The organism is Mumia flava, from assembly GCF_002797495.1.
Taxonomy (GTDB): domain Bacteria; phylum Actinomycetota; class Actinomycetes; order Propionibacteriales; family Nocardioidaceae; genus Mumia; species Mumia flava.
The window spans coordinates 2,831,758-2,856,399 of record NZ_PGEZ01000001.1 but is presented as its reverse complement, the minus strand read 5'-3'; the positions used below and the strand labels follow the sequence as shown (position 1 = coordinate 2,856,399).

Annotated in this window: 19 protein-coding genes; 11 read left to right on the top strand and 8 right to left on the bottom strand. The window is 72.9% G+C overall.

Features of this window, described 5'->3' with window-relative positions; all coding sequences use genetic code 11:
* Positions 1-28: 28 nt before the first annotated feature.
* The 3 genes from CLV56_RS13290 to CLV56_RS13280 are packed head-to-tail and all read left to right on the top strand — an operon-like array spanning position 29 to position 2,234.
* Entirely contained in the window at positions 29-403 is a 375-nt protein-coding gene (locus CLV56_RS13290; protein ID WP_245857815.1) for a GntR family transcriptional regulator, read from the top strand.
* A gap of 47 nt (positions 404-450) precedes the next feature.
* Positions 451-1,437 (top strand): daunorubicin resistance protein DrrA family ABC transporter ATP-binding protein, encoded by a 987-nt coding sequence (locus tag CLV56_RS13285; protein ID WP_039364268.1) that lies wholly within the window; start codon positions 451-453, stop codon positions 1,435-1,437.
* On the top strand, positions 1,434-2,234 hold the full coding sequence (locus CLV56_RS13280) for an ABC transporter permease (RefSeq protein ID WP_039364265.1): 801 nt from the start codon (positions 1,434-1,436) through the stop codon (positions 2,232-2,234). Before CLV56_RS13285 ends, CLV56_RS13280 begins: the two co-directional genes overlap by 4 nt.
* Here CLV56_RS13280 and CLV56_RS13275 read toward each other — a convergent pair.
* Entirely contained in the window at positions 2,216-5,512 is a 3,297-nt protein-coding gene (locus tag CLV56_RS13275; RefSeq protein ID WP_170224795.1) for an ATP-binding protein, read from the bottom strand. The genes CLV56_RS13280 and CLV56_RS13275 overlap by 19 nt on opposite strands.
* A 25-nt stretch (positions 5,513-5,537) precedes the next feature.
* Positions 5,538-6,974, bottom strand: coding sequence for a glucose-6-phosphate dehydrogenase (gene zwf, locus CLV56_RS13270; RefSeq protein WP_039364262.1), 1,437 nt, complete (start codon positions 6,972-6,974; stop codon positions 5,538-5,540).
* 282 nt (positions 6,975-7,256) lie between these two features.
* Here zwf and CLV56_RS13265 point away from each other — a divergent pair, with 282 nt between their 5' ends.
* Entirely contained in the window at positions 7,257-7,976 is a 720-nt protein-coding gene (locus tag CLV56_RS13265; RefSeq protein ID WP_170224794.1) for a TetR/AcrR family transcriptional regulator, read from the top strand.
* An 18-nt stretch (positions 7,977-7,994) separates the two neighbouring features.
* Here the strand turns inward: CLV56_RS13265 and CLV56_RS13260 are convergent, their stop codons facing one another.
* Positions 7,995-9,428, bottom strand: a complete 1,434-nt coding sequence (locus tag CLV56_RS13260) for a M4 family metallopeptidase (RefSeq protein WP_100414943.1) — start codon at positions 9,426-9,428, stop codon at positions 7,995-7,997.
* A 141-nt stretch (positions 9,429-9,569) separates the two neighbouring features.
* Here CLV56_RS13260 and CLV56_RS13255 point away from each other — a divergent pair, with 141 nt between their 5' ends.
* Together CLV56_RS13255 and CLV56_RS13250 are read left to right on the top strand one after the other, a co-directional pair.
* Positions 9,570-10,682 carry a ferredoxin reductase gene (locus tag CLV56_RS13255; protein WP_039364259.1) on the top strand — a complete coding sequence of 371 codons (1,113 nt, stop codon included), beginning with the start codon at positions 9,570-9,572 and terminating at the stop codon, positions 10,680-10,682.
* A 45-nt stretch (positions 10,683-10,727) separates the two neighbouring features.
* Positions 10,728-12,008: a fatty acid desaturase family protein gene (locus CLV56_RS13250; protein WP_100414942.1), complete on the top strand. Its 1,281-nt coding sequence runs from the start codon at positions 10,728-10,730 to the stop codon at positions 12,006-12,008.
* 180 nt (positions 12,009-12,188) lie between these two features.
* Here the strand turns inward: CLV56_RS13250 and CLV56_RS13245 are convergent, their stop codons facing one another.
* Both CLV56_RS13245 and CLV56_RS13240 read right to left on the bottom strand, forming a co-directional pair.
* Positions 12,189-12,839 carry a response regulator gene (locus CLV56_RS13245; protein ID WP_039364257.1) on the bottom strand — a complete coding sequence of 217 codons (651 nt, stop codon included), beginning with the start codon at positions 12,837-12,839 and terminating at the stop codon, positions 12,189-12,191.
* Complete coding sequence (locus tag CLV56_RS13240; protein ID WP_211288066.1) at positions 12,836-14,281, bottom strand: ATP-binding protein; 1,446 nt, start codon at positions 14,279-14,281, stop codon at positions 12,836-12,838. The genes CLV56_RS13245 and CLV56_RS13240 overlap by 4 nt, the downstream gene beginning before the upstream one ends.
* A gap of 141 nt (positions 14,282-14,422) precedes the next feature.
* Here CLV56_RS13240 and CLV56_RS13235 point away from each other — a divergent pair, with 141 nt between their 5' ends.
* From CLV56_RS13235 to CLV56_RS13225, 3 genes are read left to right on the top strand one after another with little or no spacing between them, the layout of a single operon-like run.
* On the top strand, positions 14,423-15,874 hold the full coding sequence (locus CLV56_RS13235) for a PspC domain-containing protein (RefSeq protein WP_039364253.1): 1,452 nt from the start codon (positions 14,423-14,425) through the stop codon (positions 15,872-15,874).
* The gene (locus CLV56_RS13230) at positions 15,871-16,353 is read left to right on the top strand and encodes a hypothetical protein (protein WP_039364250.1); all 483 of its coding nucleotides are present in this window, start codon (positions 15,871-15,873) and stop codon (positions 16,351-16,353) included. Before CLV56_RS13235 ends, CLV56_RS13230 begins: the two co-directional genes overlap by 4 nt.
* Complete coding sequence (locus tag CLV56_RS13225) at positions 16,350-16,598, top strand: PspC domain-containing protein (RefSeq protein WP_100414941.1); 249 nt, start codon at positions 16,350-16,352, stop codon at positions 16,596-16,598. Before CLV56_RS13230 ends, CLV56_RS13225 begins: the two co-directional genes overlap by 4 nt.
* Here the strand turns inward: CLV56_RS13225 and CLV56_RS13220 are convergent.
* The 3 genes from CLV56_RS13220 to CLV56_RS13210 form a co-directional block, all read right to left on the bottom strand.
* Positions 16,578-17,642, bottom strand: a complete 1,065-nt coding sequence (locus CLV56_RS13220) for a glycerophosphodiester phosphodiesterase family protein (RefSeq protein WP_157805160.1) — start codon at positions 17,640-17,642, stop codon at positions 16,578-16,580. The genes CLV56_RS13225 and CLV56_RS13220 overlap by 21 nt on opposite strands.
* A 104-nt stretch (positions 17,643-17,746) precedes the next feature.
* Positions 17,747-19,498, bottom strand: coding sequence for an ABC transporter ATP-binding protein (locus CLV56_RS13215; RefSeq protein WP_245857813.1), 1,752 nt, complete (start codon positions 19,496-19,498; stop codon positions 17,747-17,749).
* Positions 19,485-21,263 carry an ABC transporter ATP-binding protein gene (locus CLV56_RS13210; RefSeq protein WP_039364307.1) on the bottom strand — a complete coding sequence of 593 codons (1,779 nt, stop codon included), beginning with the start codon at positions 21,261-21,263 and terminating at the stop codon, positions 19,485-19,487. The genes CLV56_RS13215 and CLV56_RS13210 overlap by 14 nt, the downstream gene beginning before the upstream one ends.
* 212 nt (positions 21,264-21,475) lie before the next feature.
* Here CLV56_RS13210 and nhaA point away from each other — a divergent pair, with 212 nt between their 5' ends.
* Complete coding sequence (gene nhaA / locus CLV56_RS13205; protein ID WP_039364247.1) at positions 21,476-22,771, top strand: Na+/H+ antiporter NhaA; 1,296 nt, start codon at positions 21,476-21,478, stop codon at positions 22,769-22,771.
* A gap of 272 nt (positions 22,772-23,043) precedes the next feature.
* Positions 23,044-24,642, top strand: a complete 1,599-nt coding sequence (locus CLV56_RS21375; RefSeq protein ID WP_100414938.1) for an HNH endonuclease — start codon at positions 23,044-23,046, stop codon at positions 24,640-24,642.

The window sequence follows — 24,642 nt, the reverse complement described above, 5'->3', positions numbered from 1 at the left end:
GCTCCGAGCGAGTGGTCGAGGAGGCACCGTGACGTCGTCGATCCCCGGACTGGTCGTCGACCCGACCGACGACGAGCCGCCGTACGAGCAGGTCCGCCGCCGGGTGGCTGCGGCCGTGGCGACCGGGTCCCTCCCCGGCGGGTCGCGCCTGCCGACCGTCCGTGGGCTCGCCGACGAGCTGGGGCTGGCCGTGAACACCGTCGCCAAGGCCTACCGCGCGCTCGAGGCCGACGCCGTGATCGAGACCCGCGGCCGGCGCGGGACCTACGTGCGCAGCGCTGTCCTCGAGGGCGACGCCGCGCAGGCTGCGCGACGGGCCGCACGGGACTACGTCGCCGACGTCCGCCGCCTCGGCCTCGGACGGACGGAGGCCCAGCGCCTCGTCGGCGACCTGTGGGACTGACAGGCCGCTGACAGCACCTTGACAGCACCGGTCGCGACCGTGGAGGCATGACACACGCGATCGAAGCCGAAGGTCTCGTCAAGAGGTTCGGCGACACCACTGCTCTCGACGGCGTCGACCTGCTGGTTCCCGAGGGCACCGTGCTCGGGGTGCTCGGCCCCAACGGCGCCGGCAAGACGACCGCCGTCCGCATCCTGGCCACCCTGCTGCGCGCCGACGCCGGCCGCGCCTCGGTGGCCGGTCACGACGTCGCCCGGGACCCGGACGGGGTCCGCCGCTCGATCGGGCTCACCGGGCAGTACGCATCGGTCGACGAGCAGCTGTCGGGTCGCGAGAACCTCGTGCTGTTCGGCCGGCTGCTGGACCTGAGCCGCCGTGACGCGCAGGCGAGGGCCGACGAGCTGCTCGAGCAGTTCGGGCTCACCGAGGCCGCCGGGCGCCGCGCCCGGACGTACTCGGGCGGCATGCGACGCCGCCTCGACCTCGCGGCGAGCCTCGTCGGCCGTCCACAGGTGATCTATCTCGACGAACCCACCACCGGGCTCGACCCGAGCAAGCGCGAGGACATGTGGGAGATCGTGCGCGACCTGACCCGTGCCGGCACCACGGTGCTCCTCACCACGCAGTACCTCGAGGAGGCCGACGCGCTCGCCGACGCCATCACCGTGATCGACCGGGGCCGCGTGATCGCGCAGGGCACCCCGCACGAGCTCAAGTCGCTCGTCGGCGGCCGCACCCTCCAGGTCCGGCCGGCGAACCCGTCCGACCTGCCGGCCGTCACCGAGGCGCTCGAGCGGGTCGCGGGCCGGAGCGCGGAGGAGATCGGCACGGGTGTCGTCGCCGTGCCCGTCGTCGACGACGCGACCCTCCCCACGGTGGTCCGCACCCTCGACGAGCACCACGTGGCGGTCTCCGAGCTGCGGCTCGCGCTGCCCGACCTGGACGAGGTCTTCTTCGCCCTCACCGGCCACGGCGCGCCCGGCGCCACCGCGGAAGCACCGACCGAACCCCACGACAAGGAGCTGGTCCGATGACCACCCTCACCGCCGTTCCGGGCCGCACCGCGCCCCGACCGCTCCCCCTGGTCCGGCACGGCCTCGTGCTGGCCCGCCGCTCGATCTCCACGATCGTGCGCACGCCCGAGCAGCTGATCGACGTCACGCTCCAGCCGATCCTGTTCACGCTCGTGTTCGTCTATCTGTTCGGCGGCGCGATCAGTGGCTCGACCCACGACTACCTGCAGTTCGTCCTCCCGGGTCTGATGGTGCAGACGGTGCTGCTCAGCACCGTGAGCATCGGCGTCAACATGAACGACGACATCAAGGAAGGCCTGTTCGACCGCTTCCGCTCCCTGCCCATCCCACGCTCCGCTCCCCTGGTCGGCGCGGTCCTCGCCGAAGGCGTCCGCTACAGCACGTCGATCGTCGTGACCCTCGCATTCGGGTACGTGATCGGCTTCCGCGCCGACACCAACCCGGCCTCCGTGGTCGCCGGGATGCTGCTCGTCCTGCTGTTCGCGTGGGCGCTGTGCTGGGTGTCGGTGTTCCTGGGGATGATCGTCCGCCAGTCCGGCGCGGTGCAGGGGATCGCGTTCCTGGTCCTGTTCCCGCTGACGTTCGGCTCGAGCATGTTCGTGGACCCCGACACTCTGCCGGGATGGCTCCAGGCCTTCGTGAACGTCAACCCGCTCAGCAGCCTCACCGATGCCGTGCGCGGCCTCTTCACCGGCGGCGCCGCCGTCTCCGACATCGCGGTCTCGCTCGGTGGTGCGGCTCTGATCATGGCGGTGTTCGCGCCGCTGGCGGTCGGCGCCTACCGGCGAAAGGCCTGAGCGTCGGTGGGGTCCGCGGCCCCACCGGCCTCGTCGACCTCGGTCCTGTCCGGCCCCGCACCTGGGCCGTCCGCGGGTACCGGGCTGGCGAGCGCCAGTGCCGCGGTCCGCCGCAGCGCCCGACCCGTGCCGTACGCGGTGTCGTACGCGGCGTCCCCCATCCGGGCCCGTAGCCGCTGCTCGAGATCGCTCGCATCGCGGTTCGCCGCGTCGGGCCCGCCTCGGACCGCGTCGGCCGCACCGAGCCGCCGCGCGGCCAGCACGTCGTCGCCGAGCCGCTCGGCCAGCCAGGCGTGCCCGACCCCGACCATCGCGACCACCGGCATGTCCCGTACGTCCCGGGCTGCGGCGGCGGCCTCGGCCAGCTGAGTCCGTGCGGCGGCGGGGTCGCGACGCAGCAGGACCAGGGCGGTCGACAGCAGCGCGATCGCCCGGACCTGCGGCGCCCCGGGCATCCGGGACGGGCCGAGCGCCTCGAGCAGCCGGGCAGCCGCGCGCTCGGCGGCCTCCGTGTCCCCGAGACGTCGTTCGAGGTCCACCTCCGCGACGCCGACGTACCGCGCAGCGTCCGGGCGGCCCTGGTGGCGAGCGTCGGCTGCGATCGTCGCGAGCTCCGCCCGGAGCCGGTCGGTGTCCTCGGGGCCGGCCGCCACGAGGTCGAGCCCGAGGCGACGGGTCCGCAGCTGGAGGACGTCGTCGACGGCCCCGACCTCGACGAGGAGCGCGATCGCGTCGTCGATCCAGCGGCGTGCCTCGTCGAGGCGGCCACGCCGCTCGCACGACACGGCCAGGACCGAGGCCGCCATCGCCTGCCCCCACCGGTCGCCGACCTCGCGGAATCCGCCGATCGCGTCGAGCAGCTCGGTGACGTCGTCGCTGACGACCCCGGCGTTGTCGTACCAGCTGAGCTCGATGAAGCGCACCGCCGAACGCAGCCACGGGTCGCCCGAGCCGACCGCCGCCGCGATCGAGGCCGACGCCGCCTCGCCGAGCTGGGGTCGTCCTGGTGTCGCGGTGTCGGCGAAACCCTCCGCGAAGACGTCGACGCCGACCTGGACGAGCGCGGCGAGCGGGTGGTCGCGGTCGAACCCGTCGGCCTCGCGCAGCTCGCGCAGACGCGCAGCGGACGCGGCCAGGGACTCCTTGCGGTCGGGGTCGTCGTGCAGCCCCACCACGCGGAGCGCGAGGCACAGCGACTCGCTCGTGGGATCGGCATCACCGTCGAGAGCGAGGGCGCGGCGCGCCCAGTCGGAGATCTCGGCGTGGTCCCCGCGCAGCGAGTAGTACCAGCCGATGTCCGCGACCAGGCGCACGGCCGAGATCCGGTCGGTCCGCTCGACGGCGTAGCGCAGGGCAGCGACGAGGTTGTTGCGCTCCGCGTCGAGGGTGGCGAGGGCGGCGACCTGGTCGCGGGTCCGCAGGGTGGGCTCGAGCGCCCGGGCCAGCTGCAGAGCGTACGCGAGGTGCCGTCCGCGCACCTCGTCGCCGATCCGTCGGTCGGCGAGCCGGTCCTGGCCGTACTCGCGGATCGTCTCGAGCATCCGGAACCGCGGCTCGGTGTCGTCGGGTGCGGGGACGGGCACCAGCAGCGACTTGTCGACCAGCGCACCCAGCAGGTCGAGCGCGTCGGCCTCGTCGATCACGGCGAGCGCGGCCGCCGCGGACGCCGTCACGCCGCCCGGCAGGACCGCGACGCGCTCGGCCAGGTCGCGCTCGGCGTCGGACAGCAGGTCCCAGCTCCACTCGACGACCGCGCGCAGCGTACGGTGCCGCGGCAGGGCCGTACGGCTCCCGCCGGTGAGCAGTCGGAACCGGTCGCCCAGCCGCGCGGCGACCTGCTGCGGCGTCAACGTCCGCAGGCGTGCGGCGGCGAGCTCGAGCGCGAGGGGCTGACCGTCGAGCCGACGGCAGATCTCCAGCACGGCCGGCAGCGCAGCGGCGTCGAGCACGAACGACGGCGCGGCGGCGCGGGCCCGCTGGACGAAGAGGTCGACCGCGCCGTACCCCAGCGCCTCGTCCGGTGTCGCCCCGCCGGGCGCGACCGCGAGCGGGCCGAGCGACACGACCGTCTCCGCCGGGACGGCCAGCGGCTCCCGGCTGGTCGCGAGCACCGTGAGGCCGGGCAGGTCGCGCAGCAGGTCCTCGACCAGGACGGCCACGTCGGCGACGAGGTGCTCACAGTTGTCGACGACGAGCAGCGGACGCCCGGCGGCAAGGGTCTCGACGACCCGCCGACGGGCGGTCGGGCGCTGGTCGGACCCGCGCTCGATCGCAGCGACGTCGCGCAGGCCGAGCGCAGCGACGATCGCGTCGAGGAGCTGGTCCGGGTCCGTGACCGAGGCGAGCTCGACCAGCCACGCACCGTCGGCCGGGTCCGGGACGGCCCCGGAGGCCGCCTCGGTCGCGAGCCGTGTCTTGCCCGCACCGCCGGGGCCGACGACCGTGACGAGCCGTCGTGCGGAGCACAGCGCGCGGACGTGCTCGACGAGGTCGTCGCGCCCGACGAAGCTGGTGAGCGCGGGCCGCAGGTTCGTACGCACCCCCTCGCCAGCCAGCGCAGCGCGTCGCGGCGCCGCCACGTCGGCGTCGCCCCTCAGCACGGCGGCCTGCACCTGCTGCGCCGCGAGGGACGGGTCGAGCCCGAGGTCGTCGGCGAGGCGGCTGCGCATCTGCTCGTAGGCTGCGAGCGCGTCGGCCTGGCGTCCGGAGGCGGCAAGCGCCCGGACCAGCGAGACGGCGAGGCGCTCACGGTACGGGTGGGCGGCGACCAGCGCGCGCAGCTCGGTGACCAGTCCCCCGACCTCGTAGTCCCCCGACCCGAGGTCGGACTCCACCCGGTCCTCCAGCACCGCGAGCCGCCGCTCGTCCAGCCCGGCAGCGGACGTCGCGACGTACGGCGCATCACCGATCCCGTCGAGCGCGTCGCCGCGCCAGAGGGCGAGCGCGTCACGTGAGCGCCCCTGCCCGGCCAGCCGGGTGAAGCGGTGAACGTCGACGTCGGTGCTCTCGCAGGTCAGACGGTAGCCGCCGGCAGTCACGGTGATCGCCCCGTCGCCGAGGCGGGCGCGCGTCCGCGACACGACGGACTGCAGGGCGTTGTGCGCGTGCTGGGGGATCTCGGTGCCCCAGAGGTCGTCGATGAGCGTCTCGATCGCGACCGCGTGCGGGAGGGCGAGGGCGAGCCGGGCGACGAGGGCGCGGTTGCGCGGACCCCCGACGTCGATGCTGCGACCGTCGCCGTCGGTGATCTCGAAGGGGCCGAGCAGCCGAACCTGCACGGTGCCCATCCTGGCACCCGGGGCCTCAGGGCAGGTTCGTGCTCTCCCGCCACGGACGCTCGAACGGCAGCCGCCAGGCGTTCGGCGCGATCAGCTGGTGGATGGCGTTCGGGCCCCAGGAGCCGGGCTGGTAGATCCGCACCGGCGGTGGCGTCGCGAGCAGCGGCCTGGAGATCTCCCAGAGCCGCTCGATGCCCTGCGCGGTCGTGAACAGCGTGTGGTCACCGCGCATCGCGTCGTAGATCAGCCGCTCGTACGCCTCGAGCGCACCCTCGGCGCCGGGCGCCTCGTGGAACGCGAACTGCATCGACAGCTTGTCGAGCCGCATCCCGTGCCCGGGTCGCTTGCCGTAGAACGACAACGACAGCCGCGCGCGGTCGGCGAGGTCGAAGGTCAGGTGGTCCGGTCCCTGCGACCCGACGCCGGACCCCTCCGGGAACATGCTCTTCGGCGGCTCGCGGAAGGCGATCGAGATGATCCGGGCACCCTCGGCGAGCTTCTTGCCGGTCCGCAGGTAGAACGGGACGCCGGCCCAGCGCCAGTTGTCGATGAAGCAGCGCAGCGCGATGAACGTCTCGGTGTCGGAGTCGTCGGCGACGTCGGGCTCCTCGCGGTAGCCCGCGTACTGGCCGCGGACGACGTCGGTCGGCTGCACCGGCTCCATCGACCGGAAGACCTTGTTCTTCTCCTCGGTGATCGCGTGCGGTGCGAGCGCGGTCGGTGGCTCCATCGCGACGAAGCCGAGGACCTGGAAGAGATGCGTGACGACCATGTCGCGGTACGCGCCGGTCTGCTCGTAGAACCCGATCCGCCCGCCGAGGCCCAGCGTCTCCGGGACGTCGATCTGGACGTGCTCGATGTGGTTGCGGTTCCAGATCGGCTCGAACAGACCGTTGGCGAAGCGGAACGCGAGGATGTTCTGGGCGGCCTCCTTGCCCAGGAAATGGTCGATCCGGAAGATCTGGTCCTCGCGGAACACCTCGTGCAGCGCGGCGTTGAGGGTGCGGGCGGTCTCGAGGTCGGTGCCGAACGGCTTCTCCATCACGATCCGCGACCGGGGTGCGAGACCGGCCTCCTCGATCTCCTGGACGACCGACAGCGCAGCCTTCGGGGGGACGCTGAGGTAGTGCAGGACCTGCGGCTCGCCGCCGAGGTCGGCCTCGGCCCGGTGCACGGCGGTCGCGAGCCCTTCCGGTCCGGCGTCGCCGGGGGCCCACCGCAACAGCTCCGCGAACGCGTCCCACTGGTCCTGCGGCGGGTCGGAGTCGCTGAACTCGTCGACGGCGTCGCGGGCGAGCGTACGGAACTTGTCGAGGTCGACGTCGTCGAGCGAGGTCCCCACGATCCGCGCCTGCGGCAGCAGCCCGGCCTGGTAGAGGTGCAGCAGGCCGGGGAGCAGCTTGCGTCGGGCCAGGTCGCCGGTCGCTCCGAAGAGCACGATCACGTACGGCTGAGCCTCCATGCGACCCAGGCTAGTGCGAATCGACCCCGACGTGCGGGTCGCGACCGTCACTGCGTGTGCCCCGACGGGGCACGCCTGCCGACGGCTGCGAGCGGGCAGACCCGTGACAAGCACATCGGGCCGGGCATCGTGCGTCGACGACCCCGGGGGGTGTTGGTCGTCGCATGCACGGGCCCGACCCGATGCTCGCCTCTTTCGCAAGGCGTTCTGAGATGCAAAAGTACAGGTATGGTTCCGATGGGACAAGGGCGGGCGTCCAACTATTCGGGCGAATCTGCCCGGATGGAGCCGTCTGACCCCGATCCGTCCGACCCGCCGAGACCCGCGAGCGGTCTCCAGCCCGCGCGGATCCACGAGTGGGCCACCCTTCCGCCACGTACGCCCCTTCCCCGTGGCCGCTCGGCGCTCCCGCCGGCGGAGGTCGCCGAATCGCAGCGCGGCCGGATCCTGCACGCGATCGTCGAGGAGACCGCCGAGCGCGGGTACGCCGCGACCAGCGTGCAGCACGTCACGGCACGCGCTCGTGTGTCGCGGACCGCGTTCTACCAGCACTTCTCCAACAAGGAGGACGCCTTCGCGACCGCCCACCTGAACGCGAGCCGCCGGCTGCTCGACATCATCGCGGAGCACGTCGCACAGCACGCCGACCAGTCGTGGCGCGTGCAGCACCGCGCCGGCGTGACCGGCTACCTCACGGCGTTCGCCGGCGCACCGTCGTCCGCCACCGCCTTCCTGGTCGAGCTGCTCAGCGCCGGCGACCGCCTGCTCGACCAGCGCGACATGATCCTCGGGTTCAGCGCCCGCGGCCTGTCCCGGCTCGCCGAGCTCGCCCACGCCGACCACCCCGACCGCCCGCTGCCCAGCAGCGACGTCACCTACGCGCTGGCGGCCGCGGCGGACGCCCTCATGACCCGCGAGGTCCGCGCCGGACGCACCACCCTCCTGCTGGGATGCGCCGACGAGATCGTGGCGTTCCAGGCCGCGGTGCTCGCGGGATCCTGACCCCCCCTGCTCCGCGGGTCAGTCGCCGAGCACGAGGCGCACGAGCCGCGCGAGTCCGTCGTCGAGATCAGCCTCGCCCACGCGTACGGTGCGGCCGGCGTGGGTGATCGCGTAGACGAACCGGTCACCCCCACCCCGTTGGTCGAGGCGCGAGCGGTCACGCCCACCCCGTTGGTCGAGGCCCGAGCGGTCACGCCCACCACGCTGGTCGAGGCCCGAGCGGTCACCCCCACCACCCTGGTCGAGGCCCGAGCGGAGCGAGGGATCGAGACCCTCGAGACCGCTCACCAGTCTCGCCACCTCCGGTCCACGGGGGTCACGCTCGAGATCGACAACCCCCTCGCGCTGCATCCCCGCGAACCCGCCCGTACGAACGACCGTGACCGTCCCGCCGACGGGCGCGACCGGCGCCACCGAACCGGGCACCGGAGCGACTCCGACGGCGGCCCACGCATCGGCGACCACGCCGGCGACGTCTGCCCCGAACCCTGCTGCGGCGGCGTCCACCGTCGCCTGCGCGAACCCGGCGAAGTCCGTCGTGCGCCCGACCGCTCCGCCGGTCAGCGCCGCGTACCAGACCGGACCGGCGACCTCCCAGCTCCGCCCGCCGAGCGCGGTCGCGGCGCGGTAGAACGCGTGGTTCGGGATGCCCGAGTTGAGGTGCACGCCGCCGTTGTCCTCGTCGGTCTCGATGTAGTCGTCCATCGACGCGACCTGCGGGTCGGAGCCGAGCAGCGGGTCGTCGTACGCGGTGCCGGGCGCCCTCATCGAGCGCAGCGCCTCGGCCTGGATCCCGGGGAGGAAGAGCCCGCGCCCGATCAGCCAGTCGGCGTCGGCGGCGTCCTGGCCGAGCGCGCGCTGGGTCGTGACGGCGGCGAACACGTCGGACATCGACTCGTTCAGGGCGCCGGGCTGGTCGCGGTAGACGAGGTCGGCGCTGAACTGCGTGACGCCGTGGGTGAACTCGTGGAACAGCACGTCCGGCGGATCCGTGAAGCGGCCGAACACCTGCCCGTCGCCGTCACCGAACACGAGCTGCGAGCCGTCCCAGAACGCGTTGTCGTAGTCCTGGCCGTAGTGCACGGTCACCGTCACCGGGCTGCCGCGGCCGTCGACCGAGTCGCGTCCGAACACCACCGCGAACGTCTCGTGCACCACCGAGGTGGCGTCGTACGCCTCGTCGACCGCGGCGTCACCGGTCGGTGGCGCGTCGTCACCCCGCGCCAGGGCGCCCGGCAGGATCGTCGAGCCACCGGCGCTGTAGACCGCCTTGGTGCCGTCGACGTCCTGCGGGAGGGCAGTGTCGGGCCCGGCCGTCGCCCGCGCGGCCCGCAGCGCGAGGTCGTCGCGGCGCGTCCGCGCGCAGCGCGTGCGCAGGGCGGGATCGTCGAGCGACTGCGCGCTCGCGGCGATCCGGTCGAGAAGGTACGGCGGGACGAATCCGCAAGTCATGGTCCCGTCCTATCGTCTGCCACCGACATCGGCACGACGCCCCGGCGGTGGTGGACTTCACAGCCGGACCCCCTTCCGAGATCAACCTACGGTGGCGTAGGTTGTCTGTGCACACCCGTTCACTCAAAGTTCGGAACCATCATGGGGATCACTCGCAAGGCGCTGGCGTCGCGTCCGGTCGCGGCGCTCGCGTCCCCGCGCTCGGTCGACGACTACCTCGACCTGGTGCACCCGATGCTCACCGTCCACCAGGTTCGCGCGCGCGTCGTGGAGGTCGTGCGCGAGACCGACGTGGCGACCACGGTCGTCCTCGCGCCGAACGGCGCGTGGCGCGGGTTCCGTCCCGGCCAGCACGTGGAGTTCGGGGTGGAGGTCGAGGGGCGCCGCCGGGTCCGGGTGTTCTCGGTCTCCAGTTCGGCGCACGGCCGGCGCCGCGGCAACGGCCGGTTCAGCGTGTCGGTGAAGGCGCACCCGGACGGGTACGTGTCGCAGTTCCTCAACCAGGGCCTGGTCCCGGGCACGCTCGTGCACCTGTCCCAGGCCGACGGCGAGTTCGTGCTCCCCGACGTCGTACCCGACGATCTGCTGCTGCTCAGCGGCGGGTCGGGGATCACGCCCGTGATGTCGATGCTGCGGACGCTGCACGAGTCCGGGCACCGTGGCCGCGTCACGTTCCTGCACTACGCCCGCGCCCGCTCCGACGAGCTGTTCAGCGACGAGCTGGACGAGCTGGCGGGGCTGGACGAGCTCGCCGACGCCGGCGTACGGATCGTCCGCGTCTACACCCGCGAGCCGGAGCCCGGCGCCGAGCTGACCGGCCGTTTCGACCTCGACCACCTGCGGCGGCTCGGTGTCGACCCCAACCGCACGCTCACGTACGTCTGCGGGCCGGCCGGCCTGATCGCGTCGGTGCGCGAGACGTACGACGCGCTCGGTGCCGCCGACCGGCTCCGGGCGGAGTACTTCAAGGTGCCGGCCGTCGACCTCGACGCCGCGGACGCGACCGGCACGCTGACGTTCGCCGACTCCGGCACCGCCGCCGACAACACCGGCGCCACCGTCCTCGAGCAGGCCGAGGCCGCCGGCCTCAGCCCGGCGTACGGATGCCGGATGGGCGTCTGCAACACCTGCGCCGTGAAGAAGAACCACGGCGCCGTCCGGCACGTCATCACCGGCGAGATCAGTGCCGACACCGACGAGACCGTCAAGATCTGCGTCCAGGTCCCCGTCGGCGACGTCGACGTCGCCCTCTGACCGCCCACGCTCCCTCCCGTACGTCCAGCCCTCCTGGAGGTCCCGATGTCCCACCACCACCGCCGTCGCACCACGGTCGAGGCGTACGACGCCTCGGACCACAACCGTGCCCCGCTCCCCCTCGTCGGCGACGCCGGCCAGACCGCGACCGTCGGGCTCGACCGGATGACCGCCGAGCAGCTCGACGAGTTCGGCCGCGAGCTCGACGACGTCCGCCAGCGGGTCCTCGACGACCTCGGCCAGGCCGACGCCGACTACATCCGCCGCGTCATCAAGGTCCAGCGCGCGCTCGACGTCGTCGGGCGGATCGCGATGTTCTTCCCGTTCGTGCTGCCGGTCTTCGTCGCCGGGATCGTCCTGCTCGGGATCTCCAAGATCCTCGAGAACATGGAGATCGGGCACAACGTGATGCACGGCCAGTACGACTGGATGAACGACCCGCTGGTCGACGGGCGCCGCTACGAGTGGGACAACGTCGCGCCCGCCGAGGACTGGAAGCACGGGCACAACTACATCCACCACACGTACACGAACATCCACGGGATGGATCGCGACATCGGCTACAACCTGTTCCGGGTCGACGCCGAGCAGCCGTGGTACCCGAGCCACCGCTTCAACCTGCCGCTGGCGTTCCTCCTCATGCTGTTCTTCGAGTGGGGCGTGATGTACCACGGGGTCGAGCTCGACGAGTACCTCGGCGGCCGGATGAGCAAGGCCGAGTTCACCGCCCGCAAGAAGCGCGCGCTGCAGAAGGTCCGCCGGCAGATGCTCAAGGACTACGTGCTCTTCCCGGCGCTGGCGCTCCCGCTGGTCCCGTTCACGGCCTGGTGGGTCCCGCTCGCGGTCCTCGGCGGCAACCTCGTCGCGAACGTCATCCGCAACATCTGGACGTTCCTCGTGATCTTCTGCGGCCACTTCCCCGCCGACGTCGAGACGTTCACCGAGGAAGAGGCGCAGAACGAGTCGCGCGGCCAGTGGTACTTCCGTCAGCTCCTCGGCTCCGCCAACATCACCGGCCGCCCGCTCTTCCACGTGATGACCGGCAACCTGAGCTACCAGATCGAGCACCACCTCTTCCCCGACATCCCGGCGCGCCGCTACCCGGAGGTCGCGAAGGACGTGCACCGGCTGGTCGAGAAGTACGGCCTGACGTACAACACGGGCCGGCTCTCCAAGCAGCTCGGCAGCGTCGTGCACCAGCTCTCGGTGATGGGCCGCAAGCCCGACGACCCGTACCTCGTCGGCAACTCGCCGGAGTCCAAGGCGCTGCGCCGGGCGAAGCGCGAGGCGGCGAAGCGGGCCGAGGAGGACCGCGTCACCGTCTGACCGCGAGTCGTCTGTGGCGGGGTCGCGAGTCGTCTGTGGCGGGGGCGCGAGTCGTCTGTGGCGGGGGCGCGAGTCGTCGACGCGATCCGGCGTGGACGCGGACCTACCGCCGGTCGCGGGCAGTCGCTGCGTACGAGGTGGGGCGCGAGGTGCGAACGTGACGGGCAGACGGCGCCGACGTCAGATCAGCCGGCGGTCGCTCGCCCAGCGCGTGAGCTCGTGCCGGCTGGACAGCTGGAGCTTGCGCAGCACGCTCGACACGTGCGTCTCGACGGTCTTGACGGAGATGAAGAGCTCCTTCGCGACCTCCTTGTACGCGTACCCGCGCGCGATCAGCCGCATCACCTCCCGCTCCCGCTCGGTCAGGCGGTCGAGGTCGGAGTCGACCTGCGCGACCTCGATCGTCCCCGCGAACGCGTCCAGGACGAACCCGGCGAGCCGCGGCGAGAACACCGCGTCACCCCCGGAGACCCGGCGGATCGCGTCGACCAGCTCGGCGCCGGTGATGTTCTTCGTGACGTACCCGCGGGCGCCGCCCCGGATCACCCCGATCACGTCCTCGGCGGCGTCGCTGACCGAGAGCGCGAGGAACTTCGTCTCCGGCACGCGCGTCCCGACCCGGCGGATCACTTCGGCGCCCCCGCCGCCGGGGAGGTGCACGTCGAGCAGCACGACGTCGGGGCGGTGCCGCTCGATCGCGGCGACCGCCTCGTCGACGTCACCGGCCTCGGCGACGATCTCGACCGCGCCGCCGAGCTCGGCGCGCACGCCGGTCCGGAACATCGCGTGGTCGTCGACCAGCACCACTCGCAGCAGGTCCGTCGCGGTCATCGTGCCTCCCCTTCGTTCGGGTCTCGATCCTCACCGGTCCGGTCTCGATCCTCGCTCCGCTCGGACTCGACCACCGGTGCCTCCCCGTCCATCCGGTCTCGATCCTCGCTCCGCTCGGACTCGACCACCGGTGCCTCATCTTCCGCTGGTCGAGGCGTGAGCGGAGCGAACGATCGAGACCCCTCCGCAGAGCCCTCCAGCGGCAGCACGAGCCGCACCTCGGTGCCCTCGCCCACGCCCGAGCGTACGACGGCGCGACCGCCGTGGCGTTCCATCCGCTCCACCAGCGAGCGGCGGATCCCGAGCCGGTCCTCGGGGATCGCCTCCGGGTCGAACCCGCGACCGCGGTCGCGTACGAACACCTCCGCCTCCGCGCCACCGACCTCCACGTACACGTCGATCCGGTCGGCGCCGGAGTGCTTCGCGGCATTCGTCATCGCCTCGCGCGCGGCCGCGCGCAACGCTTCCACGTCCGGTGACGACTCGACGTCGCCGACGCCGACGACCTCGATCGGCACGCGGTACGTCGCCTCGACGTCGGCCGCGTCCGCACCCAGCGCGCTGCGCAGGCTCGCCTCGGCGGGCGGCGGCTCCCCGTACAGCCAGTCCCGCAGCTCGCGCTCCTGGCGCCGGGCGAGGGTGGCGACGAGGGACGGGTCGCTCGCGTTCTTCTGGAGCAGGGCGAGCGTCTGGAGCACGGAATCGTGCAGGTGTGCGGCGACGTCGGCGCGCTCCTGGGAACGGACCCGCTCGCGCCGCTCGGAGTCGAGGTCGCTGACGAGCCGGACGATCCACGGGCCGAGGATCAGCGCGGCGCCGAGCAGGGCGAGCACGAACGCGGCCAGCAGCTGCGTCGCCGACGAGAGGCCGCCGAGCTGCGCGACCAGCACCCCGTACCCGACGAGCACGAGCAGCCCGCCCGCGACGATCCGGGCCATCGCGCTCCAGCCGGACGTCGTGCTGACCCAGCGCTGCAGGGAGCGGTCGTCGGCCTGCCGCCAGATCAGCGCGACCCCGGCGATCCCGAGCATCAGCGGCAGCAGGACCCCGGCGAGCGCGCCGCTGCCCGCCCACACGAACCACGCCACGCCCAGTCCGATCACCACGAGCGCGACGGTCTGGAGGGTGTCGCGGCTGCTCGGCGAGCGGCCGTCGGACTCCGTACGCAGCCCGCGGCGGCGGGCTGACTCGAGTCCCGGCGCCTCGGCGCGGTCGCCGAGGGGGACGAAGATCCAGAACCCGAGGTACGCGAGCACACCCGCGAGCTGGAAGAGTGTCGTGATCACGAACACGAGCCGCACCCACAGCACCGGGACGCCGAGGTGGTCCGCGAGACCCTGCGCGACGCCGCCGAGGACCCGGGGCTGCGGGGAGCGGACGAGCTTCGGCGTCGCCGACGGCGCCGTCGTCGGCGCCGGGCCAGGAGCGGGAGTCGCAGTCACGTCGTCGATCGTCACACGTCCGCGCGCGCGGGAACAGCAGGGAACCGCCGGTCGTGACCCCGAACCCCGGCCCCCGGGCTCCGGTGGCGTTCAGGGTTGTCCCCCATGGTCCGGGCCGCCCTGCGCGGCCACGATGGAAGCATGAACGACAGCTCGGCTGCCCCCGGCGGCCCTCCGACACCCGAGTCCGGGACACCCGCGTCCGGCGGGTCGACCGACGGCCCCGCCGACGGCACACAGCCGTCCTCCGACGGTCGTACCGACCAGACCCCTCCGGCGGGCTCGGCCCAGATCGATGGCGCGATCGGCTCGGTCACACGCCTGCACCGCTCGGACCCGCGCATGGTGGCCGGCGTCTCCCAGGGCATCGGCCGCTGGCTGGGCATCGACCCGGTGATCCCGAGGATCCTGTTCGCGGTCCTCACCGTGCTCGGGATCGGCGGCGCGATCGCGTACGGCGCGGCGTGGGTCCTGCTCCCCGACGAGCGGACCGGTGAGTCGCTGGCGAAGCGGTGGTTCAACCTCGGCGACTCCGAGCCACAGGTCCGCCTCGTCGGCCTCGGCGTCGCAGCGGTGATCGCGCTGAGCTGGACCTGGGGTCCCGGCTGGGGCTGGTCGTTCGACTGGCTCTGGCTCGTCGCGGTCCTCGTCCTGGTCTGGATCGTGATCCGCAGCGCCGGCTCGCGCTCGTCGCAGACGCCCACGCAGCCGCCCGCACCGGGCACCCCGCCGTACGGCGCGGGCGGTGCGTACGGTCCCGCAGCGGCCCCGCCGTACGGGGAGCGGGCCGTGACCCCGCCGTACGGGCCGCCGTACGACTCGGCGACCGGCTCGGCGACCGGCGCCGCGTCGTACGGCACCGCCCAGGCTGCGTCGGTCACGACGCCGGCCGGCCCGTCCGGGACGGACGCGCCGGTGCCGCCGGGACCCCCAGCCCCGCCCGTACCGCCCACACCGTCCGTGCCCCCGACTCCTCCGCCGCCGAAGCCGCGCAACCCGCGGCACGACTCCGGCACCCTGACCCTGGCCACGCTCTCCCTCGCCGCGATCGCGTGCGGCGTGGCGGCCATCGGCTGGAGCGCGAACGACGGCTTCGAACCCTCGGTCCTGCCGGCGATCGTCACCGGCGTGATCGCGCTGGGGATGCTGGTCGGCACGGTGTACGGCAACGCCCGCCCGTTGATCCTGCCCGCGATCCTCGCGGTCGGCGTGCTCGGCGCGACGGCGGCCGTACCGACGTTCGACGCCGGCTCGGTCCGGGAGGCACCGGTGGTGGCGTCCCAGCTCGACGACCGCTACGAGCTCGGCATCGGCGAAACCGTGCTGGACCTGCGCGACATCGCCGACCTGGAGTCGCTCGACGGGCGCACGCTCGAGGTCGACCAGGGGATCGGCCACATCCGGATCCTGCTGCCCGACGACCTCGACGTCGACGCGAACGCCGACGTCCGCCTCGGACACGCCGCGGTCCTCGGGACCGAGACCGGCGGACCCGACCTCGAGGTGCACAGGACCACGGGGACGACCGATGCGCCCGATCTGACCCTCGACCTCAGTCTGACTCTCGGATCCGTGGAGGTGATCCAGCCGTGAAGCGCCACCCTCTCGACCCCGTCGCCCTGACGGCCCTCGTCGTCCTGGTCGCGATCCTGACCGTGTGGGGCCTGTGGATCGCCGGCGCGGACCCGGTGCCCGTGGCCGCTGCTGGTCCGGCGGTGCTGCTGGTCGCCGGTACGGTCGGGCTGATCGCCTCGCTCGCCGCCGGCCGCCGCGCACGCCGCTCAGCCGTCGCCGCCGGGCCTGCCCCGGTGGTGGAGGCACCGTACGACGCCGCCGTCGACGCACCGACCCCGGAGGTGACCGACAGCGACGCGGCGTACGACCTGCCCGCGGACGACGCGGCGTACGAACCGGGCGACCTGCCCGCAGACGACGCGGCGTACGAACCGGGCGACCTGCCCGCGGACGACGCCATGGACGCACCGCCGTACGACCCGCCCGCGGACGCACGCGACGACACCCTGCACCTCGACGACCTGACCCGACGCGACGACGAAGGAGACGCACGATGAGCCGCGACAAGCAGCTGACCCGACCGCGAGACGACCGTTGGATCGGAGGTGTGTGCAGCGGCGTCGCCCGCTACGCCGGCGTCGACCCGACCGTGGTCCGGCTGGTGACGGTGGTGCTCACCGTGATCGGGTTCGGGTCGATGATCGTCATCTACCTGGTCGCGTGGCTGCTGATGCCGAACGACCCGCCTGCCACGGCTTGGTCCGGGGTCACCGACCAGACGTCACCGCCCCCGAGCGCGTAGCGTCTGCGGACGCAGGGCCTGGGCCCGCAGCCACCGGTTGCGGGCTCGGACCACGAGGTCGGGGTGGTCGGTGAACACACCGTCCACCCCGGCTTCGCAGAAGGCCCGCATCTCCGCTGCGATCCGGCCGCGGGTCCCCGGACCGAACCGCCGCCGCAGCTCGCGCGGGAGGAACTCGTTCTCCCGCCGCAACGTCCACACCATCACCTCGAGCCCCGCCGCGTGCGCCTCGTCGACCAGGGTCGTCGGTCCGAGCGTCGACGCATCCGGCCCGCGCGCCAGCACGTACTCCTTGGCCACGCCGAGCGCCTGCACGTGCCGCGCCGACCACGCGAGGCCCTCGGGCTTCAGCAGGTCCGCGTACGTCCGGGTGTCGCCGGCGACCTCCAGATCGTACGGCCGGTCCTCGCTCATGATCGCCTGGATCAGCCGCACGTCGGAGGCACCGGCGAGGCGCTCCAGTGTGGCGAGCTCGTTCGCCTCGACCCACGTGAGCGGCCCGTCCATCCCGGTCTCGCGGAGCAGCTCGAGCAGCGGCTCCTCGACGGCGAGGCCCTGCTGACGCCAGTACGAGGGGTGCTTGATCTCGACGCAGATCCCGACCGGCCGCCGTCCCCGCACCGCGCGGTCGGCGTTGTGGCCGTGGACCAGCGCGATCAACTCGCGCAGAGTCGGCACGAGGAACGAACCGTCGAGCCGCGCGCTGCGCCGCCGCAGCTCCGGGAACCGCTCCCGCGCCCGCAGCGTCCGGACCTCGTCCAGCGACAGGTCCTCGCAGAACCACCCCTCGGCCTCGACACCGTCGACTACGCGCGTACGGCGTCGGGCGGCGAGGTCGGGCCGCTCGGAGATGTCGGTGGTCGCGCTCAGCTCGGGGTCGTGCCGCAGCACGAGCTCGCCGTCACCGGTGACTGCCACGTCGGTCTCGACCAGGTCCGCGCCCTGCCGGATCGCCAGGTCGAACGCTTCCAGGGTCATCTCCGGGAGGTACCCGCTGGCCCCGCGATGGGCCACCACGGCGGGGCCTTCGGCCCGTCTCGACATCGTCGTCTCCTGGTCGGCGTCGCGTTCCATGCTAGGAGGCGCGGACGCACGGCGGGCGACGGGCGCACGCGGGGCGTGTCACGGCCGGTCACCGCAGACGCGCGTCAGCTGTGCCAGGACCGCCAGAGCGCGGCGTACGGCCCGTCGCGCTCGACGAGCTCGTGGTGGGACCCGAGCTCGCTGATCCGGCCGTCCTCGACCACCGCCACCCGATCCGCGTCGTGCGCGGTCGAGAGCCGGTGCGCGATCGCGATCACGGTCCGCCCCTCCAGCACCGCACCCAGCGAACGCTCGAGGTGCCGCGCGGCCCGTGGGTCGATCAGCGACGTCGCCTCGTCGAGCACGAGCGTGTGCGGATCGGCCAGCACGACTCGCGCCAGCGCGACCTGCTGCGCCTGCGCATCCGTCAGCGCGTGACCGCCCGACCCGACCACCGTGTCCAGACCGTGCTCGAGCCGGTCGACCCAGTCGAGCGCGTCCACGGCGTCGAGCGCGTGCCGCAGGACCGCGTCGCCGGCGTCCGTACCGTCGAGTGCGAGCAGCAGGTTGTCGCGCAGCGTCCCGACGAACACGTGGTACTCCTGCGTCAGCAGCACCACGTGCTTGCGCAGCTCGGCCAGGTCGACCTCGGTGGTCGGTACGCCGCCGACCGTCACCGAGCCGGCGCTCGGCCCCGAGATCCCGGCCACGAGCCGCCCGATCGTCGACTTGCCCGCACCCGACGGCCCGACCACGGCGAGCCGCTCCCCCGGCGCGACGTCGAGGTCGACCCCGTGCAGCACCTCGCGACCGGCACGGTACTCGAACCGCACCGCGTCCAGCCGTACGCGCGTGTCGTCGCCCAGCGTCCGCCCGTCGACCGGGCGGTCGTCCGGCACCTCACCGACACCCAGCAGACGGGTGAGCGAGGTGACGCCGACCTGGAGGGTGTCCATCCAGTTCAGCAACCGGTCGACCGGGTCGATCAGGAACCGCACGTACAGCAGCGCCGCCGTCAGCTCGGCCAGCGAGATCGTGCCCTGCGCGTACAGCCAGGACCCGATCAGCAGCGTGCCGACCACCGGGACCAGGTAGCCGATCTCGACCGACGGGAAGAACACCGTCCGCAGCCGCCGGGTGTACGACTCCGCGGCGTACGACTCGGCGATGTCGTCGTCGAGGCGGCGCCGACGCTCGTCGTGCAGGTCGAGCGACTCCACCGTGCGAGCGCCCTCGACGGTCTCGGCGAGGGTGGTGTTGATCCGGGAGTACGAGGCGTGCTCGCGCAGGTAGCCGTCCTTCGCGCGCGCCAGGTACCACCGGGTCGCGATCGCCAGGATCGGCACCGCGGCAACGAGCGCCAACCCGACCCAGCCGCCGACGAGCAGCGCCGCCACGATCGTGCACACGGCGGTCACCAGCGCGACCAGCGTCTCCGGCAGCGCGTAGCGGACCGACCAGCCGAGCGTGTCGACGTCGCGCGACGTGCGGGTCAGCAGGTCACCGGTGCCGGCCTGCTCGACCGCGCCGATCGGCAGCCGCAGCGACTCGTCGACGAAGTCCTCCCGCAGCCGCGCCAGCACGCTCTCCCCGAACGTCGCCGAGCGCAGCCGCGCGAACCGCGTCAGCACCGTCTGCGCGAGCAGGCAGCCCGCGACGACGAGCGTGATCCGGTCGATCGAGGAGATCGACCCGGTCTCCGTCGCGCTCTGCACGAGCTCACCGATCAGCCACGGCACCACCAGGCCCGCGCCGGCGGCGGTCGCGTGCAGCAGCACGATCCCGACCAGGTCGGCGCGGTGGTCGCCCGCGATCGTCCGCACGTAGCGGCGCAGGGTGGCCGAGGACGCGACCGGCAGCGTCTCACGCAACGACATCGGCATCCTCCTCCTGGCGGGCGACCACCATCCGGTAGCCGGCAACGGTCTCCATCAGCTCGCGGTGCGACCCGGTCGCCCGCACCCGTCCACCGGACAGGAACGCGACCTCGTCGGCGGTCTCGAGCAGGAGCGGGCTCGTGGTCAGGACGACGGTCGTCCGCCCGGCCCGCTCGTGGCTCAGGTTCGCGGCGATCCGCGCCTCCGTGTGCGCGTCGACCGCCGAGGTCGGCTCGACGAGCACGAGCACGTCGGCCTCGCTCAGCAGGGCCCGGGCGAGCACGACGCGCTGGCGCTGCCCACCGGACAGCGAGCGGCCCCGCTCGGTCAGCTCGGAGTCGAGCCCGTCGTCCAGGCCGTCGAGCACGTCCGTCGCGGCCGCGACCCGCATCGCGTCGAGCAGCGCGTCCCGGTCGTGCCGCCCGCCGACGTCGAGCGCGTCGTGCAGCGACCCGGAGAACAGCACGGCCCCCGTGTCGCTCACGACGATCCGGCGGCGCAGCTCGTCGTACGCGATCGCGTCGAGCGGCACCCCGCCGTACGTCGGGGTCTGGCGGTACGTCGCGGCCACGTCGTACGGGGCCGTGAGAAGGTCCTCGGTGAGCGGCACGGAGGGCGCGACGTAGCCGCCGATCCGGTCGGCGACCTGCTGCGGCAGCGTCGGGTCGTCCGCGACCAGCGCCGTCACGCGACCGCGGGCCGCGACGAACCCGGTCCGCGGGTCGACGACGTCGCCGTCGGTCGGCGACAGCGGCGCGTCGGGCTCGGTCCGCGCGGGCTTCAGCCCGAGGATCCGTACGACGTGGCGCGCCGAGACGTGACCGCGGATGACCTTGTTCGCGGCCTCGGTGAAGGTCTGCAGCGGCAGCATGAGGAACGTCGCGTACCCGTAGAACGCGACCAGCTCGCCCGGCGTGATCTGCCCGGCCGCCGCGAACCTCGCTCCGATCCACACGACGACCACCACGAACGCGCCCGGCAGCAGCACCTGGAGCGCGTCGAGCACCGACTGCACCCGCGCCACGCTCACGCCCGCCCGACGGACGTCCTGCGATGCGGCGCGGTAGCGACGCGAGAACATCTCCTCGCCACCGATCCCCCGCAGCACCCGCAGCCCCGCGACGATGTCGCTCGCGAGCGTGTTGAGCTCGCCCTGGAGCGCCCGCGCCTGCGCGTTGCGCTGCTGGAGCCGGCCGAGCAGCGGCCCGGTCGCGAGCATGAGCAGCGGCACGCCGATGAGCACGACGAGGCCGAGCGTGACCGAGGTCCGCAGCAGGATCGCGGCCACCGCCAGGTAGGCGACGACCGAGCCCGCGAACCGGGCGGTGACGTCGACGGCGTTGCCGATGTTCGCGATGTCGGTGGCACCGACGGACACGACCTCGCCGTGGGTCAGGCGCCGGTGCAGGTCCGCGCCGAGGCGGCCCGCGTGCGCACTGACGAGCTGGACCGTGCGGTACGCGGAGTCCAGCCACATCTGCACCACCAGGCGGTGCCGCGTGATGCCGGCGAACGCCTGCACGAGACCCAGCACGACGAGCAGGGCGGTCCAGCCGAGCAGCGCGCGGTCGAACCCGTCCGCGACCACCGCGTCGATCGCCGAACCCAGCACCGCCGGCACCAGCGCCTGCGCCAGCATCCAGGTCACGCCGAACGTGATCGCGAGGACCAGAACCCACCCCTGGGACCGGAGGATCCACAGCAGATACCGGGCCGCTGAGCGAATGTCTGGCGTCCCGGGATCAGTCAGCGGAAGGTTCTTCACGAGGAGCAAGGCTAGACATTGCGGACAACGCGACGCGAACGAATATTCGCCGGCGAGGGCGGCGCGTGACGTACGCCTCACGACCGGCACGCCGTACGGGGCGGGTCCGCGATGTGGGGTGGAGCGGCGGACCGCCGCGGCGTCGTTAAACTTGGCACCTGGTGTGCCGGGAAGTCTGGTCGGCGCCATCCTGGCGACCCCGAAGGAGACCCGTGACCAACCCACCGATCCTCTCGCACGGCACCTGGCCGGAGTCCTCGCGGATCGCGAGCCTGCTCCGCAAGGAGACCGTCGGCGGCTTCCTGCTGATCGGCGCCGCCGTCGTCGCGCTGATCTGGGCGAACTCGCCGTGGGGCGACGCGTACGCCGACCTCCGCGACTTCGAGATCGGTCCCGAGTCCCTGCACCTGCATCTGTCGCTCGGCACCTGGGCCGCCGATGGCCTGCTCGCCATCTTCTTCTTCGTCGCCGGGCTCGAGCTCAAGCGCGAGCTCGTCGCCGGCGACCTGCGCGACCCGCGCCGGGCGGCGATCCCGATCGTCGCTGCGGTCGGCGGCATGGTCATGCCGGCTGTGATCTACGTGGCGATCAACGCCGCGTCGAGCACCGAGGGCGCTCTGCGCGGCTGGGCGATCCCGACGGCGACCGACATCGCGTTCGCGCTCGCCGTGCTCGCCGTGCTCGGGTCGTTCCTCCCGACGGCACTGCGGACGTTCCTGCTCACGCTCGCGATCGTCGACGACCTTCTCGCCATCTGCATCATCGCCTTCTTCTACACCGACCACCTCGAGATCGTGTGGCTGCTCGCGGCGATCGTGCCGATCGCGATCTTCGCGGTCCTCGTCCAGCGGCGGGTGCGGCACTGGTACCTCCTGCTCCCGCTCGCGGCAGTCGCGTGGGCCCTCGTGCACGCGTCGGGCATCCACGCGACGATCGCCGGCGTCGTGCTCGGCTTCACCGTCCCCGTGCTGCGCAGCAAGAAGGCCGGCGGTCCCGAGGCCGGGCCAGGGCTCGCGGAGTGGTTCGAGCACCAGTGGCGCCCCATCTCGGCCGGCGTCGCGGTGCCGATCTTCGCGTTCTTCGCGGCCGGCGTCGACGTGGGCGGGCTCAGCGGGCTGGCCGAGGCCAACCGCTCCACCATCACCTACGGGATCCTCCTCGGCCTCGTGGTCGGCAAGATGCTGGGCGTCTTCGGTGCGACCTGGCTGATGGCGAAGTTCACCCACGCCAATCTCGATCCGAGCCTCGCGTGGGTCGACGTCATCGGCGTCGCACTGCTCGCCGGCATCGGATTCACCGTCTCGCTGCTGATCGGCGAGCTGGCGTTCGGCAACGCCACCGAGCACGACGACTACGTGAAGATCGGTGTCCTCGAAGGCTCGCTCCTCGCCGCGATCCTGGCGGCCATCGTGCTGCGGGCGCGCAACCGGGTGTACCGCCGGATCCACGTGCAGGAGACCGAGGACCTCGACGAGAGCGGGATCCCGGACATCTACGAGCAGGACTGACGAGTCGCCCCGCGCGGGGTCGCGCTCGGCCGCTGGTCGAGGCGGAGCGAAGCGGCCCCTGCCCGGTGGTCGAGGCGGCCCTGGCCCGTTGGTCGAGGCGGAGCCAAGCGGCCCCTGCCCGTTGGTCGAGGCGGAGCGAAGCGACCCCTGCCCGGCGGTCGAAGCGGAGCGAAGCGACCCCTGCCCGGTGGTCGAGGCGGAGCGAAGCGACGATCGAGACCCCACCCCTGCCCGCGCAGAAACTGTCAGCAGCACTTCGTATAGTCGTACACATGTTCGATAGCAGCGCGATCGGAGACCTGGAAGCGGCCGTGGCCCGCCTCCAGGACCAACCGATCGGGCTCGCCACCGACCCCCAGCTGTGCGACCTGCTCCGACGCACCCGCGCCGCCACCGACAAGCTCGAAGGCCTCGAGGCCGCCGGCCTCGACCAGATGCGCGAGACCCGCGCCCACGACACCGAAGGCTCCTCCTCGGTCGCCGGCTGGGCCACCGAACACCTCCGCCTGTCCCCCGCCCGCGCCCGCGCCCGCGCCGCCGCCGGGCGCACCCTGCGCCTGCTCCCCGACGTCGCCACTGCCTCCCGCAACGGCCGGATCCGCATCGAGCACGTCGAGAAGTTCACCACCGGCCTCACCAAGCTCGGCACCGACCTGATGAGCCTGGCCGCCGCCCCGATGGTCGAGCTCGCCAGCACCAACAGCCCCGAGGAGCTCAAGGCCGCGATCACCGAGCTGCACGGCATCACCCACACCGACGAGCTCGACGACGCCTACGCCCGAGGCATGGACCGCCACGACCTCACCCTGTCCCGCACCACCGAGGGGTTCCACCTCACCGGGTTCCTCGACATCGCCGGCGGGATGCGCCTCGCCGAGCTCCTCAAGACCACCGCCGCACCACGCGACGCCGACGACACCCGCACCCCCGCCCAACGCCGCCTCGACACCCTCACCGACCTGATCGACACCGCGCTCACCCACGGCCTGCCCACCGACCACGGCATCCGCCCCCAGCTCCACCTCCACGTCGAAGCCGAATGGCTCGCCGGACAGATCGGCGCCGGCCCGCCCCGCCTCGACGGCTGGGGCACCATCGGCACCGACCTGTACGGCTACCTCAGCTGCGACGCCGACCGCACCGCCCTGCTGCTGAACGGCACCACCACCGGCCCCACCCCGATCGCCGACGTCCTCAACGTCGGACGCACCCAACGCCTCGCCACCAAGAAACAACGCCGCGCCGTCCGCGCCCGCCAACACGGCCGCTGCGCCAACCCGGGCTGCTCGCACACCGTCCTGGAGTTCCACCACGTCGCCTGGTGGACCCGCGACGGCGGCCCCACCGACCTCCACAACATCATCGGCCTCTGCCCCCGCTGCCACGCCCGGGTCCACACCGGCACCCTCACCATCGAACCCGACGGCCACCGCGGGTTCACCTTCACCACCACCAACCGCGCCCGACACAAACGCCGACTCGAAGACCACGCACGCATCCAGCGCGAGAAGATCCGCACCTTCCTCCGCCGCCTCACCCGCGACGCCGGCCTCACCCCCACACCCGCACACACACCGGTCACCCCGCCGCCCGTGCGCACACCGGCCACCGGCACCGCCACCGGCACCGCCACCGGCAACCGAGCGAGAACGACGGCCCGCGCCACCGCGGCCTGCACCAACACATCCAGCACGACCAGCACCGTCACGACACGAGTCACGGCCCGCGTGGCGACAACGCTCGCCCAACCACGATCCGAGGCACCGCCCCCGCAGCTGCGCAGATCCGATCCTCCCGACCGCACCCCCGAGGATCCAGCACCCTGGACGAAGCCCGACAAGCTCCGCCCCCGCATCCACGCCCGCACCTAG

Excerpts from the sequence above, each read along its gene's own strand:
- CLV56_RS13285 (WP_039364268.1), top strand. The coding sequence starts at position 451 with ATGACACACGCGATCGAAGCCGAAGGTCTCGTCAAGAGGTTCGGCGAC.
- CLV56_RS13280 (WP_039364265.1), top strand. The coding sequence starts at position 1,434 with ATGACCACCCTCACCGCCGTTCCGGGCCGCACCGCGCCCCGACCGCTC.
- zwf (WP_039364262.1), bottom strand. The coding sequence starts at position 6,974 with ATGGAGGCTCAGCCGTACGTGATCGTGCTCTTCGGAGCGACCGGCGAC.
- CLV56_RS13265 (WP_170224794.1), top strand. The coding sequence starts at position 7,257 with ATGGAGCCGTCTGACCCCGATCCGTCCGACCCGCCGAGACCCGCGAGC.
- CLV56_RS13260 (WP_100414943.1), bottom strand. The coding sequence starts at position 9,428 with ATGACTTGCGGATTCGTCCCGCCGTACCTTCTCGACCGGATCGCCGCG.
- CLV56_RS13255 (WP_039364259.1), top strand. The coding sequence starts at position 9,570 with ATGGGGATCACTCGCAAGGCGCTGGCGTCGCGTCCGGTCGCGGCGCTC.
- CLV56_RS13250 (WP_100414942.1), top strand. The coding sequence starts at position 10,728 with ATGTCCCACCACCACCGCCGTCGCACCACGGTCGAGGCGTACGACGCC.
- CLV56_RS13245 (WP_039364257.1), bottom strand. The coding sequence starts at position 12,839 with ATGACCGCGACGGACCTGCTGCGAGTGGTGCTGGTCGACGACCACGCG.
- CLV56_RS13235 (WP_039364253.1), top strand. The coding sequence starts at position 14,423 with ATGAACGACAGCTCGGCTGCCCCCGGCGGCCCTCCGACACCCGAGTCC.
- CLV56_RS13225 (WP_100414941.1), top strand. The coding sequence starts at position 16,350 with ATGAGCCGCGACAAGCAGCTGACCCGACCGCGAGACGACCGTTGGATC.
- CLV56_RS13220 (WP_157805160.1), bottom strand. The coding sequence starts at position 17,642 with ATGTCGAGACGGGCCGAAGGCCCCGCCGTGGTGGCCCATCGCGGGGCC.
- CLV56_RS13215 (WP_245857813.1), bottom strand. The coding sequence starts at position 19,498 with ATGTCGTTGCGTGAGACGCTGCCGGTCGCGTCCTCGGCCACCCTGCGC.
- CLV56_RS21375 (WP_100414938.1), top strand. The coding sequence starts at position 23,044 with ATGTTCGATAGCAGCGCGATCGGAGACCTGGAAGCGGCCGTGGCCCGC.